An 11,616-nucleotide genomic window follows, 5' to 3' on the forward strand; every position below is an offset into this window, starting at 1 on the left:
AACTCGCACCCCGTCCGCGTGACGCGCGTCACGTCATCTCGTAATGTGGTGTCAGGCCCACCACCCCCGGGCTCTACACAACCGATGCGTCGATCCCCGGCACGACCGGAGAAGACCACCGCACATAGAAGGCCAGGTAACCCCATGACCCTCGCAGACGACCGCGCACGCTTCCAGCAGGTGCCGACCACCAGAACACGCACGTCAGAGCCCCATACGGACGGTTTCTCGCTCGACGATCGCTACGCCCGCGAGTCGGGCACCATCTACCTCTCCGGCATCCAGGCCCTGGTCCGCATGGTCCGCGACCGCGCCCGCGTCGACCGCCGCCAGAACCTGAACACCGCCTCGTTCATCTCCGGCTACGAGGGCTCTCCCCTCGCCGGCTACGACCTCGAACTCGCCCGCCGCCGCACGCTGCTCGCGCCCTACGACATCACCCACCGGCCCGGCCTGAACGAGGAGATCGCCGCGACCTCGGTGATGGGCTCGCAGGTGGCCGCACAGGTCGCCGACCTCGCTCCCACCGTTGACGGCACGCCCCGTGACGGCGTCGTCGGTTACTGGTACGGCAAGGCCCCCGGCCTCGACCGCGCCACCGATGCGATCCGCCACGCCAACCTCGTCGGCACGCATCCGTCCGGTGGCGCCGTCGCGCTGGTCGGCGACGACCCCGGCGCCAAGTCCTCGACGGTGCCGTGCGCGTCGGAGATGGCCCTCGCCGACCTCTACATCCCGATCCTCTACCCCGCCGACTCGCAGGACATCCTCGACCTCGGCGTACACGCGGCGGTCATGAGCCGCGTCAGCGGGCTGTGGACGTCGCTGAAGATCTCGGCGCATGTCGCCGACGGCGCGTCGACCGCCCACGTCGATCCCGACCGGATCATCCCCACCTACGGTGACCTCGGACGCAGCCCCCACGTTCCGAGCGGCCGACTGCTGGGCGCCAATCTGATGGAGCTCGAACAGAATCAGCTCACCACCCGCATCCCCCGTGCGCTGGAGTACGCGCGGCTCAACGGGATCAACAAGATCGTGGTGTCGACCCCCGACGACCGGATCGGCATCGTCGCCGCCGGCAAGACCTACCTCGATCTCCGAGAGGCGTTGCGCCTGCTGAACATCGGCGACGACGACCTGCGCCGCCTGGGCATCCGCATCCTCAAACTCGGGATGGTCTACCCGATCGAGCGGGACATCCTCGACCGCTTCATGTTCGGCACCGCGCGCGGAGACCTCGACGAGGTCATCGTCATCGAGGAGAAGCGCGACTTCATCGAGACGATGATGCGCGACATCCTCTTCCGGCACCCGCGCGCACCGCGGATCGTCGGCAAGGTCCACGAGGACGGGTCGACCCTGTTCTCCCGCTTCGGCGAACTCGACGTCGACGCCGTCACCCGCGGTCTCGCAGATCGCCTCGCACGCCATCACGTCGACGCCGCGCAGGCGTGGATCGACAAGAGGTCGCGGCGTCGAACCCGCATCGAGCTCCCACTCGCCGTGCGCACGCCGTATTTCTGTTCCGGATGCCCGCACAACAGCTCGACCAAGGTCTCCGAGGACACCCTCGTCGGCGCCGGGATCGGTTGTCACGCGATGGTTCTCCTCATGGACCCGCGCCAGGTCGGCGACGTCGCCGGGGTGACGCAGATGGGTGGCGAGGGCGCGCAGTGGATCGGCATGGCGCCGTTCGTCTCCGCCCGGCATTTCGTGCAGAACGTCGGTGACGGCACGTTCATGCACTCGGGTTCGCTGGCGCTACGGGCCGCGGTCGCCTCCGGCGAGAACATCACCTACAAGCTGCTCTACAACGGCACCGTCGCCATGACCGGCGGCCAGGACCCGGTCGGTGAGATGGACCTGCCGCGGTTGACCTCCCTCCTGATCGACGAGGGCGTCAGCAAGATCGTCGTGACCTCCGACGACCCGAAACGTACTCGCGCGCTGGGCCTGCCGAAGAAGGTGGAGGTCCGCCACCGCGACGATCTGCTCGAGGTGCAGACCGAACTCGCCGGGGTCCCCGGGGTGACCGTTCTCGTCCATGATCAGCACTGCGCCGCGGAGAAGCGCCGGAAGCGCAAGCGCGGCACCATGCCCACCCCCACCACACGCGTGATGATCAACGAACGCATCTGTGAGGGCTGCGGCGACTGCGGCGAGAAGTCGAACTGTCTGTCCGTGCACCCGGTGCAGACCGAGTTCGGACGCAAGACACAGATCGACCAGAGTTCGTGCAACCTCGACTACTCGTGCCTGAAGGGCGACTGCCCGTCGTTCGTCACCGTCACCCCGGGCACGAAGCGGGCGAGGGCTCGTGCCACCGACATCCCCGACGCACTGTTGCCGGAACCGGCGCTGCCCGCCGTGCGGGACACGTTCTCGCTGCGGGTGACCGGCATCGGCGGCACCGGTGTGGTGACCGTGTCGCAGGTGCTGGCGACGGCGGCCGTCCTCGACGGCCATGCCGCCCGGACCGTCGACATGACGGGGCTGGCACAGAAGGGCGGTGCCGTCGTCAGCGACATCAAGGTCGCGCCGCACGACGTCGAGCAGGCCGCCAAGGTCGCCTCCGACGATTGCGACCTCTACCTCGTCTGCGACCCCCTGGTCGGCACCGACCCGGTCAACCTGAAGGTTGCGGCACCGGAGAAGACCGTCGCCGTGGTGTCCACGACGCAGGTGCCCACCGGGCTCATGGTCATCGACACCTCGGTGGGCTTCCCGGCGGAGACCGCGATCCACTCGGCCATCGACGCCAAGGTGACCCGCGGCCTCTACCTCGACTCGGGAGCACTGTCGACGGCACTCTTCGGTGACGAACAGTTCGCCAACATGCTGATGGTCGGTGCGGCGTATCAGGCGGGTGCGCTGGCCATCTCGGCCTCGTCGATCGAGCGGGCGATCGAACTGAACGGCGTGGCGGTCGACGCCAACGTGCAGGCCTTCCGACGCGGACGTCAGGCGGTGGCCGACGCCGAAGCCGTGTCCGCGACCATCGCCGCGCTGCACGGCGCCGCGACCACGGAACCGGAGCCGTCCGATCACGCGATGAGCGTGGCGCGTGCGAGCGGTTTCGACCACGAGCTGACACAGACCGTAGCCATCCGCTACGACGAACTGATCGCCTACGCCGACGAGCGTTATGCGCGTGAGTTTTTCGACGTCGTCGAACGGGTGCACCGCGGCGCGGACAACGACGCGTTGACCGATGCGGTCGCGCGCAACCTGTACAAGTTGATGGCCTACAAGGACGAGTACGAGGTCGCCCGTCTGACCCAGGACGCCGGCTTCGCGGCGAGGGTCGCCGATGAGTTCGGCGAGGACGCCGAGGTCGCGATCCGGTTGCATCCGCCGACGCTGCGCCAGATGGGCATGCGGGAGAAGATGACCCTCGGTGCGTGGGCGAACCGTCCGATGAGCGCGCTCGCGAAGATGAAGAGACTGCGCGGGACGCCACTCGACCCGTTCGGTCGCAACGAGATCCGTCGCACCGAACGCGCGCTGATCGTCGAGTACCGGGACACCGTCGACTCGCTGCTGGCCGCGGTGCAACGCGGACGTGTCGGCGACGCCGAGATGCCTGCGCTGGTCGAACTCGCCGGCCTCCCCGACATGGTGCGCGGCTACGAGAGCGTGAAGATGCGCAATGTCGAGAAGTATCGGGCAGAGGTCAGCCGTCTGCGCGGGTCACTCGGGATCTGAGGAAGAACGCCCGCTGCGGTCAGACCGGGCGCACCGACAGGACGGAACGTGCTTCTTCGCGGACGACGCGCTCTTCGGCAGGCAGGGTGAAGAGGGTGAGCTGCTCGCCCTCCGAGGTGCTCATCCGGAGGCAGTTCTGCTCCCACGGGGTCTGGGTGACCTCACCGTCGCGGGACACACCGACGTCGGCGAGCACCTTGGCGAGGGACTCGATCTCGTCGACGTCCCGCACCTCGACGCGCAGCGTGTGATCGCCCGACACCTGGCGCCCGAGCTCGGCGTCGTCGACGAGCTCCCACTGCGCTTCGTCGAACAGCTCCACCGCGGCGGGAACGACGCCGAAGAGGACGCCGCGCTGACCGGCCGGGTGCGTCCAGTCGTCGACGATCTCCATACCGAGGCCGTCGCGGTACACCCGCACCGCCTCGTCGATGTTCTTGACCTTGAGGCAGACCCGGAGCTCGTCGAAGCGTCGCTTGGTCACGACGGGCTCGCTGCGCTCGGTGAGCGCGGGCCGGCTGATCAGGACGTAGATGTGGCCGTCGGGTGCGCGCAGGTGCGACCATGCGGTGCCCCACGAGTCCTCGACCCCGTCGTGGACCTCGCCGATGAACTCGACGCCCTTGGCCTCGAGCTCGGCGCGCGCCTCACGCACGTCGTCGACGATCAGGCCGGCGACGGGGTGATCGAAGAAGGAATGGTCGCTGTCGGTCGGCTTGAACACCTCGAGCGCCGAACCGTCCGGGAGCCCGAACACGACCGCGTTCTCCTGCTCGCGTTCGACTTTCAAACCGAGTGCGTCGGCGGCGAAGTCGCGCATCGCCTGGTAGTTCGACGTCCGCGATCCGACCCAGCTGATCCCGTGGATCTTCATTTTCTTCCCTCTCGTGGTGCTGACAGATTTCACAATGACCGGGCTGCGAAGAACGCCGTGTGCATGGCGTCGAACACGCGCCCCGGTTGGCGTGCCGAGCCGATCACGCGGACCTCGATCCCCGCTGCCTCGAGCTCGTCGGCGAGGTCGGAGTCCGGGCGCTGCCGGCCCAGCGCGAGGACGACGGTGTCGGCCGGAATGGTCTCGGCACCGGCAGTCGTCTCGACGTGCAGACCCTCGTCGTCGATCCCGACGACGGTGTGACCGCACCTGACGGACACCCCGGCGGCGTCGAGGAACAGGGGAAGCCGCTCGACGTCGGTGAAGACCTCGTCCCCGGCGAGCAGACCGTCGTTGGTCTCCAGAATGGTCACCGTGGTGGGATCGCCTGCCGCAGCGGCGGACTCGGAGATCCGAAGCGCGGCCTCGCAGCCCTGCAGTCCCCCGCCCACGACGACCACACGGCCACGCGGGGCATCCGCTGAGCGGATCTGTGCGGCCGTGATGACCGGGACAGTGCCCGCGATGGGGAATCGAGGTGACTCCGCCGGGGCACCCGTGGCCACCACCGCGGCGTCGAAGTGACCGGAGGTGATCGTCTGCGCGTCCGCCGCCCGGGCGACGATCGGGATGTCGCGCCGCGTCACCTCGTGGACCAGGTGCCGGGCCAGCGCCGCGAGATCCTGCTTGACCGTCGATCCCTGTGCGTGATTGAGCAGACCGCCCAGTTCACCGGGTTCGTAGAGCGTCACGCCGTGGCCTCGGTCGTGCAGTACCGCGGCCGCGTGGAGTCCGGCCGGGCCGCCGCCGATCACGGCGACCACCTTGCTCGTCTCGGCCGCGGTCACGGGGAATCGACCTTCTTCGGCGACACTCGGATTCACGCTGCAGCCGACACTTCGTCCCTTGTTCAACCCGCGGTGGAGGCAGCCGTCGTTGCACCGGATGCACGGCGTGATCTCCAGGGCACGACCGAGTTTCGCCTTGCGCGCCCAATCGGGGTCGGCGAGCATCGGTCGTCCGAGCGAGACGAAGTCGGCCGATCCGGACGCGAGGATCTCCTCGGCGGTGTCGGGCGAGACGATCGACCCCGACGCGATCACCGGGATCGACACCGCGGCCTTGATCTTCTCCCAACCCCACCGGTGAGGAGTGCGCACCTGATACCAGGGACTGACTTCCCACTCCATCCCGGCGTGGTGTCCGCCCGAACAATGCAGCACGTCGACGCCGTGCTCCTCGAGACGACGGCACAGCTCGACGGTCTCCTCGATGGGGATACCGTCCGGCTCGTAGTCCGTGACCGACAGCCGGATGCTCAGCGGGAACTCACTCGGGACCTTGGCCCGGATGTCGTCGACGATCCGCAACAACAACCGTGCCCGGTTGTCGAAACTCCCGCCGTACTCATCCTCGCGCCAGTTGGTGTGCGGCGACAGGAAATTGGTGATCAGGTAGCCGTGGCCGGCATGCACCTCGACGATGTCGAAGCGCGCGGCGTGGGCGCGTGCGGCGGCGTCGCCGAACGCGGAGACCACCGCATCGATCTCGTCGACGGTCATCGGGGTCGGCACCACACCGTACTGCCCCTCCACATCCGACCACGACGAGTCGGTGGCAGATTTGATGGGCGCGGTGCCGAGGAACTTCTGTCGGCCGCCGTGGGCGATCTGCAGTCCGATCCGTGCGCCGGTGGCGTGCACCTCGTCGACGACCCAGCCCAGGCCAGGGGTGTGCTCACGGTGGGCGTTGCCGAGCTGGTTGTGGATCGCCTTGCTCGCATCGGAGTCGATGAAGCTGTACTCCATCATGACCAGGCCGATACCGCCCTGACCGAGTCGCTTGTAGTGCTCGACGGTGCGCGCCGAGACGGTTCCGTCCGCGTTCGCGGTCGCCGTGCTCTGGGGCGACTTGAGGATTCGGTTCTCGACCTCCAGCTCACCGATCCGACCAGGAGTGAACAGGTGCGGGTAGTGGGTGGCGGTCGTTGCCAAAGTCGTCTCCAGGTGCTGTGCGTCAGGGCGCGGGACGGCTCCCGCAGATCCGGGTCCACCCCACGTGCAAAGTGGATACACTTTTGTGTACATCGAGTCTGCACGAGGTCGCCGGGGGTGCGCAAGAGAACCGCGAGAATCGTTTACGAACGGGAAACAAAGAGCAGGCTCGCGCTACGACGCTCCGGTCCGGCGCAGCCTGGCGACCACGGTCTGACCGTCGTCGCCGGCCACGGCGTCGAGGTCGAGGGCCCCTCTGCGCTCGTCGCGGGCAGCCACTGCGTCGAACTGCCCGACGTTCATCTCGATCAGCAGTACCCCGTCGCCGGACAGCCACGTCTGGGCGCCCGCGATCAGCGTGTCGACGTGATCGAGACCGTCCACTCCCCCGGTCAGAGCACGCCGGGGCTCGTGGTCGCGGGCTTCCGGGGCGAGCAGATCGAAGGCGTGATCGGGGACGTACGGCGGGACGGCCGCGATCACATCCACTCGGCCACGGAGAGTCCCAGGCACGGCCTCGAAACCGATGCCGTGATGAACCTGCGCGTCGACGGGCAGGTTTCGCCGCGCGTGGACGAGTACGTCGGCGGCGATGTCCGCGGCGTGTACCCGCGCATCGTCGACGGTTGCGGCGACTGCGGAGGCGATCGGTGCCACCCCGCAGAACGCTTCGAGGACAACGGCTTCGCGCCGCCTCTCGGCGGCCTCGACGGCTTCCCGCGCCAGCAGCAGGGACCGCTGCCGCGGCACGAACACCCCCGACCCGACACTGAGCCGAAGGTCTCCGAACTGGACCCACCCCAGGAGGTGCTCGAGTGGTTCACCCGCCATCCGGCGCGCGCAGAGATCGTCGAGTTCGTCGGGGCCGGTGGCGTGGCGACGCAACAACTCGGCCTCGTCCTCGGCGAACACACAGCCCGCACGACGAAGCGCACCCGCCAGCGGGTCGTCGAGAAGCCCGGCCGGCTGCATGTGTACGTCAGGAGATTGCGGCGTCATCCTTCTTGAGACCGTACAAGAACGAAGCGGTCATCAGGAGTGCCACCTGCACAAAAGTTGAGGCAGTTTGCGCCGGTGAGCGGCGCAAACTGCCTCAACTTCTCAACCTGTGGTCACCGCCGCAGCTCCGACTTGGCGATGGTGCGGATGTGCACCTCGTCCGGTCCGTCGAAGATGCGCATCGCACGATGCCAGCCGTACATGGCGGCGAGTGGCACGTCGTCGCTGACGCCGGCGCCACCGTGGACCTGGATCGCCCGGTCGATGACCTCGAGCGCGACCCGCGGCACCGACACCTTGGCGGCCGAGACATACGGCGCGGCAGCCTTGTTGCCGAGTTCGTCGATCGTCTTCGAGGCCAGCTGGCACAGCAGACGAGCCTGGTCGATCGCGATGCGCGACTCGGCGATCTGCTGCTGCACGACGCCCTGCTCGGCCAGCGGCTTGCCGAACGCGACGCGCCCCTTCGACCGTTGAACCATGAGGTGCAGAGCACGTTCGGCAGCGCCGAGCGCACGCATGCAGTGGTGGATTCGGCCGGGGCCGAGGCGCGCCTGCGCCATGGCGAATCCGCCACCTTCCTCACCGAGCAGGTTCTCGACGGGCACCCGGACGTTGTCGTAGACGATCTCGACGTGGCCGTGCTGGTCGTGGCGACCGAACACCGGTACGTCGCGGACCACGGTGACACCCGGGGTGTCGATCGGGACCAGCACCATCGACTGCTGACGATGGGTCGCCGCCTCCGGATCGGTCTTGCCCATCACGATGAGCAGCTTGCAGCGCGGGTCGGCCGCACCGCTGGTCCACCATTTCCGGCCGTTGATGATGTAGGAGTCGCCGTCGCGAGAGATGCTGGTCTCGATGTTCGTCGCATCCGAACTCGCGACGTCCTTCTCGGTCATCGAGAACGCCGACCGGATTCGGCCGTCGAGCAGCGGTTCCAGCCAGGTCTGCTTCTGCTCGTCGGTGCCGAACAGGTGCATCAGCTCCATGTTCCCGGTGTCGGGCGCCGCACCGTTGACGGCTTCGGGCGCCAGATGCAGGCTCCACCCGGTGATCTCGGCCAGACCGGCGTAGTCGAGCTGACTGATCCCGGATTCGGACGGCAGGAACAGATTCCACAGACCGCGCGCGCGGGCCCGTTTCTTCAGCTCCTCGACGACCGCCGGCACGTCGTGATCGTCGGGACCGGCGAAGCCGCGCTCCTCTTCGTAGCGCTGCTCCGCCGGGAAGACGTCGGAGTGCATGAACGCGATGAGTTCCTCGCGCAGCTCCAACGCCTTCGCCGACGGCCGGAGATCCAGCGTCTCGGCCGGGGCGCGGAGGTTCAGATCCGGCTGGATCACTGTGCCACCGTCCGCAGTTCGCGACGCAACAGCTTGCCCGTGGCGGTCTTGGGGATGTCGCCCATCACCACGACCTCGCGCGGGTACTTGTAGGCCGCCATCCGCGTCTTGCAGTGGTCGATCAGTTCCTCCGGCGTCGCCTCGGTCCCCGGACGCAGACTGACGAACGCCTTCACGGTCTCACCGCGGTAGGAGTCGGGCACGCCGACGACCGCGGCCTCACGAACCGAAGGATGCTCGTAGAGAACGTCTTCGACCTCACGTGGCCACACCTTGAAACCGCTGGTGTTGATCTGGTCCTTCTTGCGGTCGACGATGTAGAACCATCCGTCGGCATCCATGTAGCCGACGTCGCCGGTGTGCAGCACGCCGTTCGGGATGCCCTTCGCGGTCGCCTCCGGCTTGTTCCAGTAACCGGCGACCACCTGCGGGCCGGCGGTGACCAGCTCGCCGACCTCGCCCGCGGGCAGGTCGTTGCCCTGCTCGTCGACGATCCGGACGACCGTGTCGTACACCGGGATTCCCACCGAGGTGGCCCCGGTCTCCTCGTCGGACGGAGCCGTCACACCGAACGGCACCGCATGCGACGGAGACGTCGTCTCGGTCAGGCCGTACACGTTGTGGATGTAGTGACCGAACCGCTTCTGGAACTCGGCGATCGTGCTCGGCGGGATCGGCGCCCCACCGGAGTAGATCTTCGACAGGCTCGCCAACGACGCCGGATCGATGTCCGGGACGTTCATCAACGCGATGAACACCGTGATCGAGCCGACCGTGAATGTCGCCTTCTCCCGCGCGATGGTCGCGATGGTGTCCGCCGGGTCCATCCGGTACATCAGGACCAGCGGCGCACCGGTGAGTTCGGCCAATGCGATGTGCGCGATGAGCCCGGTGATGTGGAACAGCGGAGCCACGCCGAGAATCACGTCGTCGTTGTCGACACCGACCCAGTCACGGTATGTCTGCGCATTGAAGACGACGTTGCGGTGGGTGGTCATCGCACCCTTGGGCGGTCCGGTGGTTCCCGACGTGTAGGTCAGGAAGGCGACGCTGTCTGCGGTGAGATCGGCCTTGGGCGGCCGCTGACCGCGGTACTTCGCCAGCATCGTCGCCAGATCGACGGTGTCGGGGCAGTCGATCTTCTCGACGCCGGCCAGGGTTCCGCTGTTCGCGGTCTGGTACTCCAGCTCCGAGGTGGTGATCACCGTTCGCACCGCGGTCTTGTTGTCTCGCAGCGCTTCCTGTGCGACATCGCGGTACAGCGACTGCATCGCGACCAGCACCGTGGCGCCGGAATCGACGAGGATCTCGGCGAGTTCGCGGCTGCGGTACATCGGGTTGGCCGAGACGGCGATGCCGCCGGCCTTCCAGATGCCCAGTTGCGCGATGACGAACTGCGGGATGTTCTGGGCGTAGACCACCGCGCGGTCGCCCGGGGTGAACCCCAGGTCCAGAATGCCGACCGCGAACGCGTCGGTCAGCTTGTCGAGCTCACCGGCCGTGATCGACCCGTCGAAGTAGCGGATCAGGTCGGCATCGGGGGTGCGTTCGGCCGTGGCCGCGAACATGTCCAGCGCGGTGTCGAACTCGATGCTCCGCGGTGCGAGATCCTGCTCGCGGTAGTGGCGGCGCCACACCTTGTCGTCGTAGACACTCATGTCTGACGTTCCTCTTTCGGCGAATGACTCGGGGTGAGTCAGCGGATGACGACGGGGTTCACCGGCGCACCGGTGCCGCTGACGACCTTGAGCGGAGCCGCGACGTACAGGAAGCTCCAGCGGTTGTCGGCGGCACACGCCTCGGCCAGCTCCTCGAGCCAGACGATCTCGGTGAACACGACACCCAGGTTGCGCATGAGCGCGTTGTGAAGCGGAAGCGCCACACCGGATTCCGGGTCGGTGGTGACCTCGTTGGCGATGGTGTCGGTGACCAGGTTCGGGATCTCCCGGTCCTGGAACCACTGCACCAGCTCACGCGAGTAGGTCAGGCCGGGCTCGCAGAAGCCGTCGTAGAACTCTTCCGGGTTGTTCAGCTCGTACCAGTAGGTCAGCCACCCGGTGCGGATGATCAGGATGTCGTGCGGTTCGATGGTGACACCCTGTGCGGCAGCGGCGGCTTCGAGGTCGTTGTGATCGAAGGTCTCACCCTTCTCCAGGTACTTCTTGCCGCGATACCGGGCCATGTCGATCAGCACGCCACGGCCGACGACGCCCTTCTCGGCGATCGGCAGGACCGACGCCTTCTCCAGTGCGTCGACGGTGCTGCGGGCGTCGTAACCGTTGTAGAGCTTGCCGTCGTACCAGACATGGCCGAGTGCGTCGTACTGCGTGGAGCCCTGCAGGAAGATGTTCGCGGTGTCGTCGGCGTAGTGCAGACCACCGGGGAACTGCGGTGCGCCTTCACCGTCCCACGACGACTCGTCGAGGATGTTCTTCCGGTTGATGCCCTCGCGGCCCGGCCACAGCGGATCGCCGGGGCTCTCGGTGCGGCCCATCTCGATCTGGAGGGTGAAGGTCTCCCCCGACTTGATGTGGCCGACACCGCGCAGGACCTCGCTCGCGTCCAGGTAGTTCAGGGCGCCCACCTCGTCGTCGGGACCCCACTTGCCCCAGTTCGACGGGGTGTCGGCTCCCAGCAGATCACCCATGGACGGCGCAGCGGTCTCGATCTCGGTCATCTCATCTCCTTTGAT

At 67.4% G+C, this 11,616-nt stretch carries 7 protein-coding genes; 1 reads left to right on the plus strand and 6 read right to left on the minus strand.

The window, feature by feature from the left end; all coding sequences use genetic code 11:
* Positions 1–144 precede the first annotated feature (144 nt).
* The gene (locus LQD00_RS14760) at positions 145–3,708 is read left to right on the plus strand and encodes an indolepyruvate ferredoxin oxidoreductase family protein (protein WP_232717936.1); all 3,564 of its coding nucleotides are present in this window, start codon (positions 145–147) and stop codon (positions 3,706–3,708) included.
* 19 nt (positions 3,709–3,727) lie between these two features.
* Here the strand turns inward: LQD00_RS14760 and LQD00_RS14765 are convergent, their stop codons facing one another.
* The 6 genes from LQD00_RS14765 to LQD00_RS14790 all read right to left on the minus strand — a co-directional run bounded on the left by LQD00_RS14765 (position 3,728) and on the right by LQD00_RS14790 (position 11,601).
* Positions 3,728–4,582: a VOC family protein gene (locus tag LQD00_RS14765; RefSeq protein ID WP_232717937.1), complete on the minus strand. Its 855-nt coding sequence runs from the start codon at positions 4,580–4,582 to the stop codon at positions 3,728–3,730.
* 29 nt (positions 4,583–4,611) lie between these two features.
* Positions 4,612–6,576: an oxidoreductase gene (locus LQD00_RS14770; protein WP_232717938.1), complete on the minus strand. Its 1,965-nt coding sequence runs from the start codon at positions 6,574–6,576 to the stop codon at positions 4,612–4,614.
* A gap of 174 nt (positions 6,577–6,750) precedes the next feature.
* Positions 6,751–7,548, minus strand: a complete 798-nt coding sequence (locus tag LQD00_RS14775; protein WP_232717998.1) for a N5-glutamine methyltransferase family protein — start codon at positions 7,546–7,548, stop codon at positions 6,751–6,753.
* Positions 7,549–7,688: 140 nt separating this feature from the next.
* Complete coding sequence (locus LQD00_RS14780) at positions 7,689–8,924, minus strand: acyl-CoA dehydrogenase family protein (protein ID WP_232717939.1); 1,236 nt, start codon at positions 8,922–8,924, stop codon at positions 7,689–7,691.
* A complete protein-coding gene (locus LQD00_RS14785) occupies positions 8,921–10,582 on the minus strand; it encodes a class I adenylate-forming enzyme family protein (RefSeq protein WP_232717940.1) in 1,662 nt (553 codons plus the stop codon). The genes LQD00_RS14780 and LQD00_RS14785 overlap by 4 nt, the downstream gene beginning before the upstream one ends.
* A 38-nt stretch (positions 10,583–10,620) precedes the next feature.
* Positions 10,621–11,601, minus strand: coding sequence for a cyclase family protein (locus tag LQD00_RS14790; protein ID WP_232717941.1), 981 nt, complete (start codon positions 11,599–11,601; stop codon positions 10,621–10,623).
* Positions 11,602–11,616: the final 15 nt, after the last annotated feature.

The sequence above is a fragment of the Gordonia metallireducens genome (assembly GCF_021245825.1).
In the GTDB taxonomy this organism is placed as follows: Bacteria; Actinomycetota; Actinomycetes; order Mycobacteriales; family Mycobacteriaceae; genus Gordonia; species Gordonia namibiensis.

What these genes read in the sequence shown, in the direction of transcription:
- LQD00_RS14785 (WP_232717940.1), bottom strand. Translation starts at nt 10,582, where the DNA reads ATGAGTGTCTACGACGACAAGGTGTGGCGCCGCCACTACCGCGAGCAG.
- LQD00_RS14790 (WP_232717941.1), bottom strand. Translation starts at nt 11,601, where the DNA reads ATGACCGAGATCGAGACCGCTGCGCCGTCCATGGGTGATCTGCTGGGA.
- LQD00_RS14765 (WP_232717937.1), bottom strand. Translation starts at nt 4,582, where the DNA reads ATGAAGATCCACGGGATCAGCTGGGTCGGATCGCGGACGTCGAACTAC.
- LQD00_RS14775 (WP_232717998.1), bottom strand. Translation starts at nt 7,548, where the DNA reads ATGCAGCCGGCCGGGCTTCTCGACGACCCGCTGGCGGGTGCGCTTCGT.
- LQD00_RS14760 (WP_232717936.1), top strand. Translation starts at nt 145, where the DNA reads ATGACCCTCGCAGACGACCGCGCACGCTTCCAGCAGGTGCCGACCACC.